The organism is Streptomyces sp. NBC_01622 (assembly GCF_045209635.1).
GTDB lineage: Bacteria > Actinomycetota > Actinomycetes > Streptomycetales > Streptomycetaceae > Streptomyces.
Map to the genome: position 1 here is coordinate 3,801,823 of NZ_CP109293.1, position 20,300 is coordinate 3,822,122.

At 69.6% G+C, this 20,300-nt stretch carries 16 protein-coding genes; 9 read left to right on the forward strand and 7 right to left on the reverse strand.

All coding sequences use genetic code 11. The features are described from left to right. Positions 1–40: 40 nt before the first annotated feature. From OH768_RS16905 to glgB, 5 genes are all read left to right on the forward strand, one after another. The gene (locus OH768_RS16905) at positions 41–1,252 is read left to right on the forward strand and encodes a S8 family peptidase (protein ID WP_406454466.1); all 1,212 of its coding nucleotides are present in this window, start codon (positions 41–43) and stop codon (positions 1,250–1,252) included. A 218-nt stretch (positions 1,253–1,470) separates the two neighbouring features. Continuing rightward, positions 1,471–3,570, forward strand: coding sequence for an alpha-1,4-glucan--maltose-1-phosphate maltosyltransferase (locus OH768_RS16910; protein WP_406454468.1), 2,100 nt, complete (start codon positions 1,471–1,473; stop codon positions 3,568–3,570). Further along, positions 3,567–5,267 (forward strand): maltose alpha-D-glucosyltransferase, encoded by a 1,701-nt coding sequence (treS, locus tag OH768_RS16915; RefSeq protein WP_406454470.1) that lies wholly within the window; start codon positions 3,567–3,569, stop codon positions 5,265–5,267. Before OH768_RS16910 ends, treS begins: the two co-directional genes overlap by 4 nt. A gap of 96 nt (positions 5,268–5,363) precedes the next feature. After that, positions 5,364–6,737, forward strand: a complete 1,374-nt coding sequence (locus tag OH768_RS16920) for a maltokinase N-terminal cap-like domain-containing protein (RefSeq protein WP_406454472.1) — start codon at positions 5,364–5,366, stop codon at positions 6,735–6,737. A 26-nt stretch (positions 6,738–6,763) separates the two neighbouring features. Beyond that, positions 6,764–9,220 carry a 1,4-alpha-glucan branching enzyme gene (gene glgB / locus OH768_RS16925; protein WP_406454474.1) on the forward strand — a complete coding sequence of 819 codons (2,457 nt, stop codon included), beginning with the start codon at positions 6,764–6,766 and terminating at the stop codon, positions 9,218–9,220. Here glgB and OH768_RS16930 read toward each other — a convergent pair. From OH768_RS16930 to OH768_RS16945, 4 genes are all read right to left on the reverse strand, one after another. Further along, positions 9,217–11,472 carry a HelD family protein gene (locus tag OH768_RS16930; RefSeq protein WP_406454476.1) on the reverse strand — a complete coding sequence of 752 codons (2,256 nt, stop codon included), beginning with the start codon at positions 11,470–11,472 and terminating at the stop codon, positions 9,217–9,219. The two genes, glgB and OH768_RS16930, sit on opposite strands and share 4 nt — an antisense overlap. Before the next feature lie 136 nt (positions 11,473–11,608). Next, entirely contained in the window at positions 11,609–11,923 is a 315-nt protein-coding gene (locus OH768_RS16935; protein WP_359616149.1) for a thioredoxin domain-containing protein, read from the reverse strand. A gap of 14 nt (positions 11,924–11,937) precedes the next feature. Beyond that, positions 11,938–12,324: a MerR family transcriptional regulator gene (locus tag OH768_RS16940; protein WP_359616079.1), complete on the reverse strand. Its 387-nt coding sequence runs from the start codon at positions 12,322–12,324 to the stop codon at positions 11,938–11,940. Positions 12,325–12,353: 29 nt separating this feature from the next. Continuing rightward, on the reverse strand, positions 12,354–12,812 hold the full coding sequence (locus OH768_RS16945; RefSeq protein ID WP_406454479.1) for an Lrp/AsnC family transcriptional regulator: 459 nt from the start codon (positions 12,810–12,812) through the stop codon (positions 12,354–12,356). A gap of 105 nt (positions 12,813–12,917) precedes the next feature. Between OH768_RS16945 and OH768_RS16950 the strand changes: the two genes are divergently transcribed. Beyond that, positions 12,918–13,817, forward strand: a complete 900-nt coding sequence (locus tag OH768_RS16950; protein WP_406454481.1) for an NAD-dependent epimerase/dehydratase family protein — start codon at positions 12,918–12,920, stop codon at positions 13,815–13,817. A gap of 24 nt (positions 13,818–13,841) precedes the next feature. On the opposite strand, the gene OH768_RS16955 is transcribed toward OH768_RS16950, so the two are convergent. Further along, the gene (locus tag OH768_RS16955; protein ID WP_406465309.1) at positions 13,842–14,606 is read right to left on the reverse strand and encodes a DUF2127 domain-containing protein; all 765 of its coding nucleotides are present in this window, start codon (positions 14,604–14,606) and stop codon (positions 13,842–13,844) included. Between the two features lie 222 nt (positions 14,607–14,828). Further along, entirely contained in the window at positions 14,829–16,241 is a 1,413-nt protein-coding gene (locus OH768_RS16960) for a cation:dicarboxylate symporter family transporter (RefSeq protein WP_406454483.1), read from the reverse strand. Positions 16,242–16,408: 167 nt separating this feature from the next. On the opposite strand from OH768_RS16960, the gene OH768_RS16965 reads away from it, so the two are divergent. Continuing rightward, positions 16,409–18,106, forward strand: a complete 1,698-nt coding sequence (locus OH768_RS16965; protein ID WP_406454485.1) for an ATP-binding protein — start codon at positions 16,409–16,411, stop codon at positions 18,104–18,106. Continuing rightward, positions 18,103–18,786: a response regulator gene (locus tag OH768_RS16970; RefSeq protein WP_406454487.1), complete on the forward strand. Its 684-nt coding sequence runs from the start codon at positions 18,103–18,105 to the stop codon at positions 18,784–18,786. The genes OH768_RS16965 and OH768_RS16970 overlap by 4 nt, the downstream gene beginning before the upstream one ends. On the opposite strand, the gene OH768_RS16975 is transcribed toward OH768_RS16970, so the two are convergent. Beyond that, positions 18,776–19,330, reverse strand: a complete 555-nt coding sequence (locus OH768_RS16975; protein WP_406454489.1) for a hypothetical protein — start codon at positions 19,328–19,330, stop codon at positions 18,776–18,778. The genes OH768_RS16970 and OH768_RS16975 overlap by 11 nt on opposite strands. Positions 19,331–19,400: 70 nt before the next feature. Between OH768_RS16975 and OH768_RS16980 the strand changes: the two genes are divergently transcribed. Beyond that, on the forward strand, positions 19,401–20,270 hold the full coding sequence (locus tag OH768_RS16980; RefSeq protein ID WP_406454491.1) for a 5'-methylthioadenosine/S-adenosylhomocysteine nucleosidase: 870 nt from the start codon (positions 19,401–19,403) through the stop codon (positions 20,268–20,270). The last annotated feature ends 30 nt before the right edge of the window (positions 20,271–20,300 follow it).

Consider the following 20,300-nt stretch of genomic DNA (forward strand, 5'->3'; position numbering starts at 1 on the left):
GAGGCTGCCCAGTGGAGAGTTGAAGGAGGGGAACTCGACCATGGCACGGACGCGTACGCGGCGTCTGCGCCGGGCGGGGGGACTGACCGCGGTCGCCACAGCCGTGGTGTTTTCGGCCATCACCCTGCCCGCGCACGCCGCACCGGAGGGGACCATACTCGGCGCCGGCGCACCCGGCTCCGTCAGCGGCAGTTACCTGGTGACACTCAAAGGGGGAACAGAGGCTCCGTCGGCAGCCGGCAAGGGGCTCGCCGAGAAGTACGGGGCGAAAATAAGCCACACCTACGGCACGGCCCTGAACGGCTACGCCGTCGAGGCGAACGAGAGACAGGCGAGACTCCTCGCGGCGGACCCGCGGGTCGCCTCGGTCGCCCAGGACACCCGGGTGACCCTGGACAGCAGCAGCCGCACCGAGCGCAACCCGCCGTCCTGGAGCCTGGACCGCCTCGACCAGCCGGGCCTGCCGCTGGACAAGAGCTACACCTCGCCGGATTCCGGGGGCAGCGGGGTGACGGTGTACGTGATCGACACCGGCATCCGCATCACCCACAAGGACTTCGGCGGCCGGGCGAGCTACGGCCGGGACTTCGTCGACGACGACATCACCGCCCAGGACGGCAACGGCCACGGCACCCATGTGGCCGGCACGATCGCCGGCACCACGTACGGCGTCGCCAAGAAGGCCAGGGTGGTCGCCGTCCGCGTCCTGGACAACGCGGGAGCCGGTACGACCTCGCAGGTCATCGCGGGGATCGACTGGGTCACCCAGCACGCGCACAAACCGGCTGTGGCCAATCTCAGCCTCGGCGGCCACCACAACGCCCAGCTCGACGCCGCCGTGCGCAACTCGATCGCCTCAGGAGTCACCTACACGGTGGCGGCGGGCAACGACGGGCTGTCGGCCGGCCTGTACTCCCCCGCCGACGTGAAGGAGGCGATCACGGTCGGCGCCACCGACCGCAGCGACGCCCGGGCGGTCTTCTCGAACCTCGGCCCGGCCGTCGACCTGTTCGCCCCGGGCGTCTCGATCACCTCCGCGACGTACACGAGCGACACGGCGAAGGCGACCTTCTCCGGTACGTCGATGGCGTCCCCGCACGCGGCCGGCGCGGCGGCGGTCTATCTCGGCGCTCATCCGCGCGCCACACCCGCACAGGTGTCCAGGGCGCTCGTCGCGGGGGCGGTTTCCGGCAAGGTGTCCGGTGAGGGGCTCGGTTCGCCGGACAAACTTCTGCAAGTACCGCGGTCGTAGTGCGGGAGTGACGGCTCCGGCCCCGTTCGCCCAGGACGGGGCCGGATCTTCTGTGGAGATCTGCGCGTAAGTAGTTAGCAACCTGCCGGATTGCCAACCCGAATAGGGTGGGAAGGCTCCACCGGTACACCCCCAGACGCACCACGGGATCTCCTTCGCAGGACCCACCTCCCCACATCCATCCGCCCATACCCACGTTGACGCGGACAGGAGCGGTCATGCCCGCCACGCACCACTCGTCAGCACCCCCGACACCCGGCACGGCCACGCCCCCCGTGCGCCCCGCCGGCACGGCACCACCCGCCCCGGAGCCACCCTCCGCGGTCGGCACGTCCCCCGGCATCGGACGCATCCCCGTCCTCGATGTCCGGCCGGTCGTCCAGCACGGCCACCGGGCCGCCAAAGCGGTCACCGGTGAGACGTTCGAGGTCTCGGCCACCGTCTTCCGCGAGGGCCACGACGCGGTCGCCGCCAACGTCGTCCTCTACGATCCGGACGGCCGCCCCGGCCCCTGGACCCCGATGCGGGAGCTCGCCCCGGGCACCGACCGCTGGGGCGCCACCGTCACGCCGGACGCGCCGGGCCATTGGTCGTACGTCGTGGAGGGCTGGAGCGACCCGGTCTCCACCTGGCGCCACCACGCGGGGATCAAGATCCCGGCCGGGATGGACACGGACCTGGTCCTGGAGGAGGGCGCGCGCCTCTACGAGCGCGCCATCGCCGGGGTGCCGAAGGGCAGGGGCCTCCGGCCCGTTCTCCGCACGGCCGTCACCGCCCTCCGCGACGAGACCCGCCCCGCCGCGTCCCGGCTCGCCGCCGCGCTGACGCCGGAGGTGGACGAGGTCCTCGCCCGTTATCCGCTGCGGGAACTGGTCACGGTCTCCGAGCCGCGCGCGTTGCTGGTGGAGCGGGAGCGGGCGCTCTACGGCGCCTGGTACGAGTTCTTCCCCCGCTCCGAAGGCACGGCAGCCGAGCCGCACGGTACGTTCCGTACGGCGGCGAAACGGCTCACGGGTATCGCCGCGATGGGTTTCGACGTCGTATATCTACCGCCGATCCATCCGATCGGGACGACCTTCCGCAAGGGCCCGAACAACACCCTGTCCGCCGGGCCCGAGGACGTCGGCGTACCCTGGGCGATCGGCTCCCCGGAGGGTGGCCACGACGCGATCGATCCCCGGCTCGGGACGCTGGAGGACTTCGACGCGTTCGTCGCGCGCGCCGGTGAGCTGGGCCTGGAGATCGCGCTCGACTTCGCCCTCCAGTGCTCCCCGGATCATCCGTGGGTGGACAAGCACCCGGAGTGGTTCCACCACCGCCCCGACGGCACCATCGCGTACGCGGAGAACCCGCCGAAGAAGTACCAGGACATCTACCCCATCGCCTTCGACCGCGACCTGGACGGACTGATCGCCGAGACGCTGCGGGTGCTGCGGCACTGGATGGACCACGGGGTGCGGATCTTCCGCGTGGACAACCCGCACACCAAGCCGGTCGTGTTCTGGGAGCGGGTCATCGCCGACATCAACGCCACCGACCCGGACGTGATCTTCCTGGCCGAGGCGTTCACCCGCCCCGCGATGATGGCCACCCTCGCCCAGGTCGGCTTCCAGCAGTCGTACACCTACTTCACCTGGCGCAACACCAAACAGGAACTCACCGAATATCTGCGTGAGTTGTCGGGCGAGGCGGCCGCCTACATGCGGCCCAACTTCTTCGTGAACACCCCCGACATCCTCCACGAGTTCCTCCAGCACGGCGGCCGGCCCGCCTTCGAACTCCGGGCGGTGCTGGCGGCGACGCTCTCCCCGACGTGGGGGGTGTACAGCGGGTATGAGTTGTGCGAGAACACTCCGCTACGGCCCGGCAGCGAGGAGTATCTGAACTCCGAGAAGTACCAACTCCGCCCGCGCGACTGGGCGTCGGCCGAGCGGGAAGGACGTAGCATCGCGCCATTGCTGGGCAAGCTGAACGACATCCGGCGCCGCAGCCCGGCGTTGCGGCAGTTGCGCGACCTCCACTTCCACCAGGTGGACCAGGAGGCGGTGATCGCTTACTCGAAGCAGAGCGGTTCGAACACGGTTCTGGTGGTTGTCAACCTCGACCCCCACCACACCCAGGAGGCCACGGTCTCGTTGGACATGCCGCAACTCGGCCTGGAATGGCACGAGTCGGTGCCGGTGCGCGACGAGCTCACCGGTGAGACCTATCACTGGGGCAGGGCCAACTATGTGCGCCTGGAACCGGGCAACCGGCCCGCACACATCCTCACCGTCCTGCGACCGTCCCCGCAGATCGGAGGGTCACCCACAATATGATCGTCAACGAGCCCGTCCCGGACACCTTCGAGGACACTCCCGCCAAGGACCGGGACCCCGAGTGGTTCAAACGCGCCGTCTTCTACGAGGTCCTGGTCCGCTCCTTCCAGGACAGCAACGGCGACGGCGTCGGTGACCTCAAGGGCATCACCGCCAAACTCGACTACCTCCAGTGGCTCGGCGTCGACTGCCTCTGGCTGCCCCCCTTCTTCAAATCCCCCCTCCGCGACGGCGGTTACGACGTCTCCGACTACACCGCCGTCCTCCCCGAATTCGGCGACCTCGCGGACTTCGTGGACTTCGTGGACTCCGCCCACCAGCGCGGCATGCGGGTCATCATCGACTTCGTCATGAACCACACCAGCGACCAGCACCCGTGGTTCCAGGAGTCCAGAAAAGACCCCGACGGGCCCTACGGCGACTACTACATGTGGGCCGACGACGACAAGCAGTACCCCGACGCCCGCATCATCTTCGTCGACACCGAAGCCTCCAACTGGACCTTCGACCCCGTCCGCAAGCAGTACTACTGGCACCGCTTCTTCTCCCACCAGCCGGACCTCAACTACGAGAACCCGGCCGTGCAGGAGGAGATCATCTCGGCGCTGAAGTTCTGGCTGGACCTGGGCATCGACGGCTTCCGCCTCGACGCCGTGCCCTACCTCTTCGCGGCCGAGGGCACCAACTGCGAAAACCTTCCGGCAACCCACGAGTTCCTGAAGCGGGTGCGGAAGGAGATCGACGCCCAGTACCCCGACACGGTGGTACTGGCGGAGGCGAACCAGTGGCCCGAGGACGTCGTCGACTACTTCGGCGACTTCCAGACCGGCGGCGACGAATGCCACATGGCGTTCCACTTCCCGGTGATGCCGAGGATCTTCATGGCGGTACGCCGGGAGTCCCGCTATCCGGTGTCGGAAATCCTCGCCAAGACCCCCGCGATCCCGTCGAGTTGCCAGTGGGGCATCTTCCTGCGCAACCACGACGAGCTGACGTTGGAGATGGTCACCGACGAGGAACGCGACTACATGTGGGCCGAGTACGCGAAGGACCCGCGGATGCGCGCCAACATCGGCATCCGGCGCAGGCTCGCCCCTCTGCTGGACAACGACCGCAACCAGATCGAGCTGTTCACCGCCCTGCTCCTGTCGCTCCCCGGCTCGCCGATCCTCTACTACGGCGACGAGATCGGCATGGGCGACAACATCTGGCTCGGCGACCGCGACGCCGTCCGCACGCCGATGCAGTGGACACCTGATCGCAACGCAGGTTTTTCGTCCTGTGACCCCGGCCGGCTGTCGCTGCCGACCATCATGGACCCCGTCTACGGCTACCAGGTCACCAACGTCGAGGCGTCGATGTCGTCGCCCTCCTCGCTGCTGCACTGGACGCGCCGCATGATCGAGATCCGCAAGCAGAACCTGGCGTTCGGCCTCGGCTCGTACCGGGAACTGCCGTCGTCGAATCCCGCGGTGATCGCCTTCCTGCGCGAGTACGAGGACGACCTCGTCCTGTGCGTGAACAACTTCTCCCGGTTCGCGCAGCCGACGGAACTCGACCTGCGGGCGTTCAATGGAAGGCATCCGGTCGAACTGTTCGGCGGGGTCCGCTTTCCGGCCGTAGGAGAGCTGCCGTACCTGCTGACCTTGGCAGGGCACGGCTTCTACTGGTTCCGGCTCCGCAAGGAAGCCGCCTAGTCACCCCGTGAGGCGGGGTGGATCCGGTTTCCCCCGCCTCGCCAGGGGCACGCAACAGTGATACCCCGACCACCCCGGGGAAAGGAACGTGACGCCATGGCGGAAACTGTCACACTTTCCGGCCGGACCAGTCCCGGTCCCGGCCTCCTCGCGTCCCTCGACCCCCTCCTGCGGGAGTGGCTGCCGAGGCAGCGGTGGTTCGCGGGCAAAGGCCGTCCCGTCACCGGATTCTCGCTGGTGGCCGCCACCGAACTCCTCCCCACGGACGGCGCGCTCGGCCTCTACCACCTGCTGGTCCGCGCCCATCAGCCCCCCGCACCGGGCGACTGCTACCAGCTCCTCATAGGGGTGCGCGAGGCGCTGCCGCCCCGGCTCGCGCCCGCGCTGATCGGACATGTGGAGGAGGGCCCGCTCGCCGGACGCACGGTGTACGAGGCCCTGTACGACCCCCGGCCCGCCGAGGTGCTCCTGGAGGCCCTGCGCACCCAGGCCCACATCGGCGGGCTGCGCTTCGAACGGGACTCCGGCCAGGACATCGCGACCGGTCTGGTCCCCCGCCTGATGACCGCCGAGCAGTCCAACTCGTCCGTCGTCTACGGCGATACGTTCATCCTGAAGCTGCTGCGCCGGATCGTCCCCGGCACCAACCCCGACCTGGAACTCCCGCTGGCCCTCGCCCTGGAGGGCTGCCCCCGGGTGCCGGCGCCGACGGCGTGGCTGCGGGCGGAGTTCGCCGAGGAGCCGTACGTCCTCGGGGTGCTCCAGCCGTTCGTGCGGGGCGCGACCGACGGCTGGGAGCTGGCGCTGCGCGAGCTGCGGAAGGGCGAGGACTTCGGCGCGGAGGCGCGGGCGCTGGGGCGGGCCACGGCCGAGGTGCATGTGGCACTGGCCCGGGCACTGCCGACCACGACCCTGGGCCGCGTACAGCTGGACCAGCTGGTGACGGGCATGACCGAGCGGCTCGACGCGGCGGCACAGGCGGTCCCCACGCTCCGGCCGTACGCGCCCGGACTGCGTACGGCGTTCTCGGCGCTGGCCGATCTCGCGGCCGAGGGACACACCTGGACCGCCCAGCGCATCCACGGCGACCTGCACCTCGGCCAGTGCCTGCGCTCGCCGTCCGGGGAGTGGTCGCTGATCGACTTCGAGGGCGAGCCGTCCAGGCCGCTGGCGGAACGCCGGATGCCGCAGCCGCCGGTGCGGGACATCGCGGGGATGCTGCGTTCCTTCGACTACGCGGCCCACTCCGCCGACCCGCCGGCACCGGGCTGGGCCGGGACGTGCCGGGCCGCCTACTGCTCCGGGTACGCGGAGATCACCGGTGCGGACCCGCGCACCGACCCCGTCCTGCTGCGTGCGTACGAGACGGACAAGGCGGTCTACGAGGTCGTCTACGAGGCCCGGCACCGCCCCGACTGGCTCCCGGTCCCGCTCTCCGCCGTACGCCGCCTCGCCAACCCCACCACCTGACCCATCCCGCCCAGGAGGCCCCGCCCGTGACCCCGCGCCCCCCGTCCAACGGTCCGGACCCGAAGAAGGCCGCCGCGAAGAAGGCGACGGCCAAGAAGGGTGCCGGGAAGAAGAACTCGGCGAAGAAGCACTCGCTGAAGAAGGCCTCCATGAAAAAGGGCTCGGCCAAGAAGACGAGCGCCGCCGACAAGAAGGCCACGCGCGAGACGGTGACGGCCGACACAGGCACCGACTCGACCACACCCACACCCATCCCTGCACCCGCACCCGCACCCGCACCCGCACCCGCACCCGCACCCGCACCGGAGATCGCCATATCCCCTGCCCTCGATGCCGTGGACCGCGACCGCCTCCTCCACGGCACCCACCACGCCCCCCACTCCGTACTCGGCGCCCACCCGGTCCCCGGCGGCGTCGCGTTCCGGGTGTTCCGGCCGTTCGCGCTCGGAGTGACCGTCGTGACGGACGGGGCGACGACCGAGCTGCACGACGACGGGGACGGTTTCTTCTCCGGGCTGCTCCCGTTCCCGGACGTACCGGAGTACCGGCTGCTCGTGGCCTACGACGGCACCGTGCAGGACACCGAGGACGCGTACCGTTTCCTGCCCGCGCTCGGTGACCTGGACCTGCATCTGATCGGCGAGGGCCGGCACGAGCAGCTGTGGCAGGCGCTCGGCGCGGAGCCGATGACGCACCAAGGGGTCACCGGCACCCGCTTCACGGTGTGGGCGCCGAACGCCCAGGGTGTACGGGTGGCCGGCACCTTCAACTTCTGGGACGGCACGGGCGCCCCGATGCGTTCGCTCGGCGGCACCGGTGTCTGGGAACTGTTCATGCCGGGCATCGGCGAGGGCGAACTGTACAAGTTCGAGATCACCAGGCCCGACGGTTCCAGGACGCTGCGCGCCGACCCGATGGCCCGCCGCACCGAGGTCCCGCCCGCCACGTCCTCCATCGTCACGGCCTCGCACCACGAGTGGGACGACGCGGAGTGGCTGGCCCGGCGGACGGAAACACCGGTCCACGAAGCGCCGTTCTCCGTGTACGAGGTACATCTCGCGTCCTGGCGGCCCGGGTTGACGTACCGTCAGCTCGCCGAGCAACTCCCCGCCTACGTCAAGGACCTGGGCTTCACCCACGTGGAGCTGATGCCGGTCGCCGAGCATCCCTTCGGCGGTTCCTGGGGCTACCAGGTCACCGGCTTCTACGCCCCGACGGCCCGCCTCGGCACCCCCGACGACTTCAAGTTCCTGGTCGACGCCCTCCACCAGGCCGGTATCGGCGTCCTGATGGACTGGGTGCCGGCCCATTTCCCGCGCGACGACTGGGCGTTGGCCGAGTTCGACGGACGGCCCCTGTACGAGCACGAGGATCCGCTGCGGGCCGCGCACCCCGACTGGGGCACCCTGGAGTTCGACTTCGGCCGCCGCGAGGTGCGCAACTTCCTGGTGGCGAACGCCGTCTACTGGTGCGAGGAGTTCCACATCGACGGCCTGCGCGTGGACGCGGTCGCCTCGATGCTCTACCTCGACTACTCCCGCGAGCCGGGCCAGTGGACCCCGAACGAGCGCGGCGGCCGGGAGAACCTGGACGCCGTCGCCTTCCTCCAGGAGATGAACGCGACCGTGTACCGGCGGGTGCCCGGCGTCGTGACGATCGCCGAGGAATCCACCGCCTGGGACGGCGTCACCCGGCCCACCGACACCGGCGGCCTCGGCTTCGGGTTCAAGTGGAACATGGGCTGGATGCACGACTCGCTCGACTACATGACACACGACCCGGTCCACCGCCGGCACCACCACGGCGAGATGACCTTCTCCATGGTGTACGCCTACAGCGAGAACTATGTCCTCCCGATCTCCCACGACGAAGTCGTCCACGGCAAGCGGTCGTTGGTCTCGAAGATGCCCGGCGACTGGTGGCAGCAGCGCGCCAACCTCCGCGCCTACCTCGCCTTCATGTGGGCCCACCCCGGCAAGCAACTCCTCTTCATGGGGCAGGAGTTCGCCCAGGGCGCCGAATGGTCCGAGACCCACGGCCCCGACTGGTGGCTCCTCGACCCGGCCTACGGCGCCGAAGCCGACCACCGGGGCGTACGCGACCTGGTCCGCGACCTCAACACGGTCTACCGCACGACTCCCGCCCTCTGGCAGCTCGACACCACCCCCACCGGCTTCCAGTGGGTCACCGGCGACGCCGCCGAGGACAACGTCTTCGCCTTCCTCCGCTACGACACCGCCGGCTCCCCCCTCCTGGCCGTCAGCAACTTCTCCCCCGTCGTCCGCCACGACTACCGCCTGGGCGTCCCCGACGACACCCCCGCCTGGCACGAAACCCTCAACACCGACACCGCCGTCTACGGCGGCAGCGACGTCACCAACCCCGACCCCGTCAAGCCGGAACCCACCGCCTGGCACGGCCGGGCGGCGAGCATCCGGCTTGCGCTGCCGCCACTGGCGACGGTGTGGCTCCGGCCGGCCTAGAGCGCCTCCGGTACATCGGCGAGCGCCCGCGGCAGCGCCCCCGTGTGCAGCACCCCGAGCCGCTGAGTCGCCCGGGTCAACGCCACATACAGATCACTCGTGCCGTACCGCCCCGGCTCGACGACGAGCACGGAGTCGAACTCCAGGCCCTTGGCCTGGCGCGGGTCGAGCAGGACGACGGTCCGCGTCAGGTCCGGCTCGGCGCCCGCCGTCACGCCGTCGAGTCGCGCGGCCAGCCGCCGGTGCAGGTCGCGGGGGGCGATGACGGCCAGCCGGCCTTCGGAGGGGGTCAATTCGCCGACGGCCTTCGCTACGGCGCCGGGAAGATCGTCGGTGGCCCGTACCCAGGGCCGTACGCCCGTGGAACGCACCGAACTGGGCGGTTCGAAGTCGGGGTTCTCGGCGCGGACGACGGCCGCCGCGAGGTCCATGATCTCGGCGGGGGTGCGGTAGTTGACGCCGAGGCGGGTGTGGGTGAAGCGGTCCTCGACGTAGGGGGCGAGGATCTCCGACCAGGAGCCGACGCCCGCCGCCTCCGCCGTCTGGGCCGGGTCGCCGACCAGGGTCATCGAGCGGGTGGGGCTGCGCCGCATGAGCAACCGCCAGGCCATCGGGGAGAGTTCCTGCGCCTCGTCGACGATGATGTGCCCGAACGCCCAGGTGCGGTCGGCCGCCGCGCGCTCGGCGGCGCTGCGGTGGTCCTCCTCCTCGTGCCGCTCGGCGAAGCGTTCGGCGTCGATGATGTCGTGCGCGGACAGCACCTCGGAGCCCTCGGGGTCGTCCTCCTCCTTGTCCTCGAACTCGAAGGTCCGGGAGGCGAAGGACACGTCCAACACGCCCTGCGCGAACGACACTTGCTCAGCGCGCTCGCGTTGAGCCCGCGCCCGCAGCACCCGGTCGTCGCGCCCGAGGAGTTCGGCGGCCTCGTCGAGCAGCGGTACGTCCGCCACGGTCCACTCGCGGGTCACCGGGCGGCGGATGGCGTCCGCGTCGTCGTCGGAGACATAGCCCACGGGGTCGGCGAGGAAGTCCGCGACGAGGTACTGCGGGCTCAGCCGCGGCCACAACTGGTCGATGGCGGCCCAGACTTCGGGGTTCTCGGCGAGTTCGTCACGGATCTGCGTGATGTCGCTGGGGTCGAGGAGGTTGCTGCCGTCGAAGGGGTCGGTGCCGATGCGTTCGGCGACCATCTCGGTGAGCGTGTTGAGGATGTGCCCCTCGAAGTACTCGCGGGCCGCGTTGTGCGGGAGTTGGGCCTCGCGGGTGCGGTCGCGGGCCACCCGGACCAGGCCGTCGTCGAGCATGAGGATCTCGCGGTCGTGCTCGATCGCGATCACCGGATCGGGCAGCGACTGCCAGTCGCGTACGACGGCGGCGAGGACGCCCGCCATGTCGGCGCGGCCCTTCACGGCCGCCGCCGCCCGGCTGTCGGCGCCGGTCGCCTTCACGCCGGGGAAGAGTTCGCCGACCGTCGCGAGCAGTACGCCGGTCTCGCCGAGGGAGGGAAGCACCTCGCCGATGTAGCCGAGGAAGGCGGGGTTCGGGCCGACGATGAGGACGGCGCGTTTGGCGAGCAACTCCCGGTGTTCGTAGAGGAGATACGCGGCCCGGTGCAGTGCGACGGCGGTCTTGCCGGTGCCGGGTCCGCCCTCGACGACGAGCACCCCGCGATGGGGCGCCCGGATGATCTCGTCCTGTTCGGCCTGGATGGTCTGCACGATGTCGTTCATCCGCCCGGTGCGCGCGGAGTTGAGCGCGGCCAACAGCACGGCGTCGCCGGTCGGGTCCTCGTGGCCGGTGCGGGTGGCGTCGCCGAGGTCGAGGATCTCGTCGTGCAGGGCGGTGACGCGGCGGCCGTCGGTGGTGAGGTGCCGGCGGCGGCGCAGGCCCATCGGGGTGTGGCCGGTGGCGAGGTAGAACGGACGGGCGACGTCGGCCCGCCAGTCGATCAGGATCGGGGTGAGGTCGGCGTCGTCGGCGCGGACGCCGATACGGCCGATGTGGTGCCGGACCCCGGAGGCCAGGTCGATCCGGCCGAAGCAGAGCGAGCCCTCCACGGCGTTCAGCGCGGCGAGCAGCCCCGAGCGCTCGGCGACCAGGATGTCCCGCTCCAGCCGGGCCTGCCTGGGCGTGTTGCTCTGCCCGAGCGCGTCCAGGACGGAGTCCTCGGTGGCGCCGCGCAGCGCGTCCACGCGCGCGTACAGACCGTCGATGAATTCCTGCTCGCCGTGAATTTCATCGCTGTTTGACAATTCCACTCCCGGACCTATATACTGTGCTCAGTGAGCCTCTTTGCGACCTAATTTCCGTGAAGTCGCGAACCATTAAATATACGCAAAAGAATCCCCCGAGCGCAATTGCTCAGGGGATTTTTTCGTGCCAGCGGGTTCAGATCACGTCGGCCAGTTCCTCCAGCAGCCGCCGCTTCGGCCGGGCTCCCACCATGGCCTTCACCGGCTCACCGCCCCGGAAGACCATGAACGTGGGCATCGAGAGAACCTTGTAGGCGTTCGTGGTCTCCGGATTCTGGTCCACGTTCAGCTGCACCACCTTCAACCGCTCGCCCTCCTCCGCGGCGAGGGCCCGCAGCACCGGTCCCATCTGCCGGCACGGAGGGCACCAGTCCGCCGTGAACTCCACCAGCACCGGCAACTCGGCTCCGATCACCTCCGCCGAGAAATTCTCGTCCGTCACGTCCGTCACGCCCGCTACGTCGATCACAGCTCACGCCCTCCCAGTTCGCACAATGGTGATGGCTCCTCGACCGACGCCAGCCGCACCCCGATCTCCGCCCGCACCGCCTGCAGCTCCCCGATCAGGGAATCCAGTTCGGCCAGCTTGCGCCGGTAGACCGCGAGCGACGCCGGGCACGAGTCGCCCTCCGGGTGCCCGGCCCGCAGACACTCCACGAAGGGCCGCGTCTCCTCCAGGTCGAACCCGAAGTCCTGCAAGGTCCTGATCTGCCGCAGCAGCTTCAGATCGCCCTCGTCGTACGTCCGGTACCCGTTGCCGCCACGCCGCGCGGGCAACAGCCCCCGCGACTCGTAGTACCTGAGAGTCCGCGTCGTGGTCCCGGCCCGCGCGGCCAGCTCGCCGATTCGCATGCCCACGACGGTAATCCTTGACGCCGACGTCAGGGCAAGAGCGGTTGGGGCAAGAGCGGTTTCCGCTCCACCGGCGAGGTCAGCACGATCGACGTCGTGGTGCGCCCGAGCACGGAGACCTCGTCGAGCACCTCCTCCAGGTGGGCGGTGTCCCGGACGACGACTCTGAGGATCCAGCAGTCCTCGCCGACGACATGGTGGACCTCGGTGATCTCGGGGCGCCCGATCAGCTCCAGGGTCCTGGGATGCTTCAGGTTGTAGCCGCCGTGCGGGTTGACCCGGATGAACGCCTGGATGCCGTAGCCGAGCCGGCCCGGGACCACCCGGGCGCCGTAGCCGCTGATCACGCCCGCGGTCTCCAGCCGCCGCACCCGCTCGGTGACCGCCGCCGGACTCAGCCGGACGCGCCGCCCGAGCTCGCTGAGCTTGATCCGGCCGTCGGTCTGGAGGAGCTGGAGGATCTGCCGGTCCACGCCGTCAAAGGCCACCGGTGTTTCGTCGGCACCGGCATGCGAATGCCGTGGTTCTTTCGGTGCGGCGGCCGGAACTCCCATGTCTTCCCCTTCAGTCCGCGCGGGTACGCCAGCAGAATTATGGTCATGGGAAAAGCGCGAGAGGTACTGGTCATCGGCGGGAACCGCTACTTCGGCAAGCGGCTGATGGCCCGGCTGCCGGCCGCCGGAGACCGGGTCACGGTCCTCAACCGGGGTTCGTCGGCGCCGCCCGCCGGAGCGGCGCACCTGATCGCCGACCGCGACGACGAGGACGCGCTGCGCACCGCTCTCGGCCCGCGCACCTTCGACGTCGTAGTCGACCAGGTCTGCTACACCCCGCGCCAGGCGGCGATCGCCCGCCGCGTCTTCACCGGCCGCACCGGCCGCTATGTCATGACGTCAACGGTCGAGGTGTACGAGTACGAGGACTCGGCCGACCTCGTGGGCGAGGCGGCCGTCGATCCGCTCGCCGTGCCCGTAGATCTCGAACTCCCCTGGGACGACCCGGAGTTCCTCGACACGCACTACGGCGAGGGAAAGCGCCAGGCGGAGGCGGTCTTCGCGGCGCCCGGACCGGAGTTCCCGTATACGGCCGTCCGCGTGGCCCATGTCCTGGGCGGCGCGGACGACTTCACCGGCCGCCTCCAGCACTACGCCGACCGTATCCGCACGGGCGAGCCGATCGCCGTACCGGCCGTGAACCACCCGGCGACCTACATCCACGTCGACGAGATCGCCGACTTCCTCTTCTGGACGGCCGGCCAGGACTTCACCGGCCCGGTCAACGCGGCCTCCCACGGCCTGCTGAGCACGGAGGAGTTGTGCGAGGCGATCGCCGTCCACATCCCGGCCGGCCGGGTGGTGTTCCGGACGGCGCCGGAGGGCGAGACCTTCCCGTTCTCCTTCGCCCGCTCCTACGGCATGGACAACTCCCGTGCCACACAGCTCGGTTACACGTTCACTCGGGCCCGGGAGTGGTTGCCTGAGGTGGTGCGGTAGCCAAGGGTGAGAGCGTCCTGGCCGTCAGACCATCACGCCCGCGGACGTCTCCACTTCGAGCAGGGACGCACTCTCGCGTTCCTCGTCGAAGGCCTTGCGCCCCCCGCGCAGCCCGAACAGCCGCTTGGCGAGGGCGATGTAGAGGACGGCGAGGATGTTGAGCACGAGGGTGGCGATCTTCAACCAGCTGATGTGCTCGGTGAGTTCGTAGATCTCCAGCGGCAGGAACGCGGCGGTCGCGACCACCGTCAGATACTCCGCCCAGCGCTTCGCGTACCAGAGTCCGCCCGCCTCGACGAGTTCGATCAGCGCGTACGCCAGCAGCAGTACGGCGACCAGGACCAGCGTGGAGTGCTTGTAGCCGAAGGTCTTCTGGATGGAGCCGACGACCGGCGAGTGGTCGAGGTCGTAGTGGAAGTGCCTGAAGACGGGGCGGAAGACGTCGAGGTACTCGTCGAAGAGCTTGCGCACCGAGTCCTGGCTGTTGCTGAACTTCCACACCGCGGCGGCGACCAGCACGATGAACACCCCGCGCACGGCCCGCTCGATCGCCAGGAACCGCAGGATGAACAGGTCCCGCAGCACCTTCCCGCGCGGCACCAGCGGCGCGTTCTCGGCGGCCCCCGAACCGTGCGGGTCGCCGAGCACGAAGTCGCCGCAGCGCAGACAGCGCCAGGCCACCCCGAGCTTGGTCTCGGCGCGCAGCCGGTCCCGCAGCACCGTTTCGTCGGGTGCGTACGTCACATGCCCGTGCCGTGCGCAGTGCCGCCGGTCCCAGTCGATCTTCATGCCCATGTCCCCCGTGACTCCCGCCGAACGCGAACGTGCCGTGCCGGAGGTTTCCGGCACGGCACGGCACGGTAGTGCATCTGCTTGAACGCCGGCCCCGGAGGGCGGGTGACTCGTGGTGGACCGGGCGGCTGAGCGACGGGGGGACACCCAGCCGCCCGGAGTCCGTGGGGCGTCCGGACCTTGTTCAGGTGGGTCCGGGCGCCCCGCTCGGGGGGCGGGTCAGGCCTTGGCGAATTCCTTCTCGCCGCCCTGCTCGGGCACGCCGTCGAGGTGCTCGTCACTGTCCTCGTCGAGCAACGTCTTCTCGTCGAAGGGCAGTTCACCCGCGAGGACCCGGTTCACCCGCTCCTTGTCGACCTCGCCGGTCCAGGTGCCGATGAGCAGCGTGGCGACGGCGTTGCCGGCGAAGTTGGTGACGGCGCGGGCCTCGCTCATGAAGCGGTCGATGCCGATGATCAGGCCGACACCGTCGACCAGGGCCGGCTTGTGCGACTGCAGACCACTGGCCAGTACGGCGATGCCGGAGCCGGAGACACCGGCCGCGCCCTTGGAGGCGACCATCATGAAGAGCAGCAGGCCGATCTGCTGGCCGATGTTCATCGGCTGGTCCATGGCGTCGGCGATGAACAGAGAGGCCATGGTCAGGTAGATCATCGTGCCGTCGAGGTTGAAGGAGTAGCCGGTCGGCACGGTGATGCCGACGACCGGGCGGCTGACACCGAGGTGCTCCATCTTCGCGATGAGCCGCGGCAGCGCGGACTCGGACGAGGAGGTGGAGACGATCAGCAGGAACTCCCGGCCGAGGTACTTCAGCAGCTGGAACAGGTTGACCTTTGCGACCAGCTTGGTCAGCGTGCCGAGCACGACCACGATGAACAGGAAGCAGGTGACGTAGAAGCCGAGCATGATCGTGCCGAGCGCCTTGAGGGCGTCCATGCCGGTCTCGCCGATCACAGCGGCCATCGCGCCGAACGCGCCGACGGGCGCGGCCCACATGATCATGCCGAGGATGCGGAAGACCAGCTTCTGGATGTACTCGACCCCGCGCAGCACCGGCTCGCCGGTCCGGCCCATGGCCTGCAGCGCGAAGCCCGCGAGGAGCGCGATCAGCAGGGTCTGGAGGACCTGGCCCTCGGTGAAGGCCGACACGAAGGTGGTCGGGATGATCCCGAGCAGGAAGTCGACGGGGCCCTCGGCGGCGGCCTGGGCCTGCGTGTGTCCGACGCCCTTGACGGCCTCGGTCAGGTGCATGCCGCTGCCCGGGTGGATGATGTTGCCGACGACCAGGCCGATGGCCAGCGCCACGAACGACATCGCGATGAAGTAGCCGAGCGCGAGTCCGCCGACCTTGCCGACCTGTGCGGCCTTCCGTACGGAGCCGACGCCGAGCACGATCGTGCAGAAGATGATCGGGGAAATCATCATCTTGATCAGCGAGACGAAGCCGGTACCGATCGGCTTCAGTTCCTTGGCGAAGTCGGGCGCGATGAACCCGACGGCGATGCCGAGGGCGACCGCGACGATCACCGCGATGTAGAGGTAGTGGGTACGGTCCCGCTTCGCGGGGGGTGCGGCAGGTGCGGGAGCGGTGCTGGCCACGGCTGCCCTCCTTGACGACGTCGTCGGCATCATCCGGCGTGCGGCTCACGACCGGCGGAATCCCGTTGTGCGGCTCACATCCGGGAAGATCCGGGAGATGGGGGCTCCCAGGGGGTTGCGGTGACTATCTCCTGGCTTGTGAGGCCGGTCACCCTTACGTTCATTTAGTTCGCGCCATGCCTGAGAGGCACACTGACGACATGCGCTTCCCGCACGTCCCCCGCCCCCGCAGCCTCGCCGGTCAGCTCTTCGGCATGCAGGCGGTGCTGATAGCGGTCGTCGTCGCCGGGTACGCGCTGTTCACCTACGTCAGCGACCGCAGCCAGGCCGAGGACGCGGCCGGCCGCCAGGCCACAGCGGTGGCCCGCTCGGTCGCGGACTCCCCGTCGGTGGTGGCGGCGATCGGTACGTCCGACCCCACCGCGCACCTGGAGACGTACTCCCTGCGCGTCCAGCGCGACACCCAGGTCGACTTCGTCACGATCATGAACCCGAAGGGCATCCGCTGGACCCACCCGGACAGGAGCCAGATCGGCAAGAAGTTCCTCGGCCACATCGGGCCCGCCCTCAACGGCGAGTCCTTCACCGAGACCTACACCGGTACGCTCGGCGCGTCCGTCCGCGCGGTCACCCCCGTCTACGACACCGGCCACACCCGGATCATCGGCCTGGTCAGCGCCGGCATCCGGGTCGAGGCGATCACCCAGCGGGTGCAGGACCAGGTGACGGCCCTGATCGGCGTCGCGGCCGGCGCCCTGGCACTGGGCGCCGTAGGCACATATGTCATCAACGCCCGCCTCCGCCGCCACACCCACAACATGAACGCGACCGAGCTGAGCCATATGCACGACTACCACCAGGCCGCGCTGCACGCGGTACGAGAAGGACTGCTGATGCTCGACGGGCAGTACCGGGTGGCGCTCATGAACGACGGCGGGCGCGAACTGCTGGGAGTAACAGGTGACGTGGTGGGCCGCTCGGTCGCGGACCTGGGCCTGCCCGCACCGCTGACGGGGGCGCTCCTGTCGTCGGAGGAACGGGTGGACGAAGTGCATCTGACGACATCACGAGTACTGGTGGTGAACACCTCACCGGTGTCGGGCGGCGAACGCCGTGGAACGGTCGTAACCCTCCGCGATGTCACCGAACTCCAGTCCCTGATGGGCGAGTTGGACTCGGAACGCGGCTTCACGCAGGCGCTGCGGTCACAGGCGCACGAGGCGGCGAACCGCCTGCACACGGTGGTGTCGTTGATCGAACTCGGCCGAGCGGAGGAGGCGGTGGACTTCGCGACGGCCGAGCTGGAGCTGGCCCAGACGCTGACCGACCAGGTCGTCTCGGCGGTCAACGAGCCCGTACTTGCTGCCCTGTTGCTGGGCAAGACGGCCCAGTCCAACGAGCGGGGCGTCGAGTTGGTGGTGTCCGAGGACAGCGGTCTGGACGACGGCCTGCTGCCGGATTCGCTCTCCGCGAGGGACTTGGTGACGATCCTCGGAAACTTGATCGACAACGCGGTGGACGCGGCCCAGGGAAGCCTGCGGGCGCGGGTCACGGTGACGGCACGCACGGAGGCGGACGCGGCGGGCTCCGGCTCCGCGCTGGTGCTGCGGGTCGCGGACACGGGAACGGGGGTGGACCCGGCCCACTCGGAGGCGGTCTTCCAGCGCGGCTTCTCGACGAAGCCGGCGGGACCGGGCGGCCGGGGGCTGGGGCTGGCGCTGGTACGGCAGGCGGTGAACCGGCATGAGGGGACGTTGACGGTGGCTGAGGCGGAAGGGGGCGGGGCGGTGTTCGAGGTGCGGTTGCCGTTGTGGGGGACGGACGCGAGTGCGGGTGGTGCCGGGACGTCGCCCCAGGGCTCCGTCCCGGGTTCGGTTTCCAAAGGTGGTACCTCATGACTACGGCCGACCCGATCCGCGTCCTCATCGTCGAGGACGATCCCGTCGCCGCCGACGCGCACGTGATGTACGTGGGCCGGGTGCCGGGCTTCGTGGCGGTGGGCAAGGCGCACACGGGGGCGGAGGCGAGACGGGCGCTGGAGCGTACGCAGGTGGATTTGCTGTTGCTGGATCTGCACCTGCCGGATGCGCACGGCTTGCAGCTGGCCAGGTCGTTGCGGGCCGCCGGTTACCACGCAGACGTGATCGCGGTGACGTCGGCGCGGGACCTGGCGGTGGTGCGGGAAGGGGTGTCGCTGGGGGTCGTCCAGTACGTCCTGAAGCCGTTCACCTTCGCCACGCTGCGGGACCGGCTGGTGCGGTACGCCGAGTTCCACGCGGCGGCGGGCGAGGCGAGCGGCCAGGACGAGGTCGACCGGGCGCTGGCTGCCTTGCGCGCGCCTTCGCCCGCGGCGCTGCCGAAGGGGCTGAGTGCGCCGACTTTGGCGAAGGTGACTGTCGCTCTGCGGGACTGCGGGGAGGGACTTACCGCGGCGGGGGTTGCTGAGGCGGTGGGGATTTCCCGGATCACGGCTCGGCGGTATCTGGAGCATCTGGTGGAGGCGGGGAGGGCGGCGCGCAGTCCGCAGTACGGGACTGTGGGGCGGCCCGAGTTGCAGTATCGGTGGGTCAAGGGGTAGGCGGGCGGGGCGAGTTGGACGGTCGTGCGTAGCTCAGAACCTGGTGGCCGAGGCCGACGACGATGAGCGCCTCGACGACGGAGAGGGCGAGCAGGCCGGGTGTCGTCTGGCCTGCGGCCCAGTAGACGATGAGCCCGGCGAGCGGGACGACGCAGAACGCCAGCAGGTCGATGGAGGACTGGATGACCTTGCGGGAGCGTCGGCGGGTGTCGGAACGGTGGGCTGCCTCCCACGCGAACACCGCCTCGGCCTGGGCGAGTTCGGCGAGCCGGGGCCCCAAGTCGTCCCGTACATACGTCCCGATCGCGGAGATCTTCTCGTCGTTCACGAGGTAGGTCCAGCCGAGCACGACACATACCGGGGGCAGCGCGAGCAGCATCTCGGGCTGCTTGGCCTGGGCCGCGGCGGCGATGACGGCGGCGACGATGGTGAGGGTGACGTAGAGGAGGTTGTCGCGGAAGCCGATACGGGTCTTCTGCTCGTCCTTGACGGTCTGGTACTCGGCGAGGAGCAACTGGGCCACGGTGACGTCGCGTTCCGGCATTGCCCGGTCTCCCCCCTCATATGGTGTCAACACGCCATCTGCGCAGGCCCCTTGGCAGTACCTTAAGTGAGTGACGCAACCCATTGTCGCGGTGCTGACCGCGCTGCCGCTGGAGTACACGGCCGTACGGGATCATCTGACGGACGTGGAGAAGCGGGACCATCCGCGGTACGGAACTCTGGCAACGGTGGGCCGCTTGTCGGGCACGCCCTGGTCAGTAGCCCTGCTGGAGCTGGGCGAGGGCAATTTGACGGCGGCCACACTCACCGAGCGGGTCATGTCGTGGCTCGAACCCCAGGCCGTGTTCTTCGTCGGGGTTGCCGGCAGCCTCAAACCCGACATCGAAATCGGCGACGTGGTCGTGGCCACGAAGGTGTACGGCATCCACGGCGGCAAGGAGACCGACAAGGACCTCCTGGTCCGTCCCGAGGCGTGGCGGGCCTCGCACCGGCTGGAGCAGGCGGCGCGCGAGGCGTTGCGGGAGGATCCGCACGCCCATCTGAAGCCGATCGCCGCCGGGGACGTGGTGCTGGCCTCTGCCCGGTCCGCGCTGGCGGAACATCTGCGGACGCATTACAACGACGCCGCCGCCATCGAGATGGAAGGGGCGGGAATCGCGAGCGCGGTACACCTGGCGGGCGGGGACGCGCTGGTGATCCGGGGGATCAGTGACCGGGCCGACGCCAAGAAGTCCCGCGCCGATGCGGAAGGTTCACAGCCACGGGCTGCCACGAACGCGGCCGCCGCGGTGGTGGCGGTGTTGCGGGAGCTGAGGCCGTTCGGGGGCCGTCCGGGGCTCTCCGGTGGGACCGCCGACGACCCCCAGGAGGGTCCCTTTCGCGGGCCCACCCACGGAGGGGACCACCTCGACTTTCGGGGGAGCACGTTCAACGGGCCGTTCGTCGCCAAGCAGGTGGGGCGGGGGGACGGAGAGCGGTAACTCCGGCCGTGGTTCCGTTCACGGTCCGGT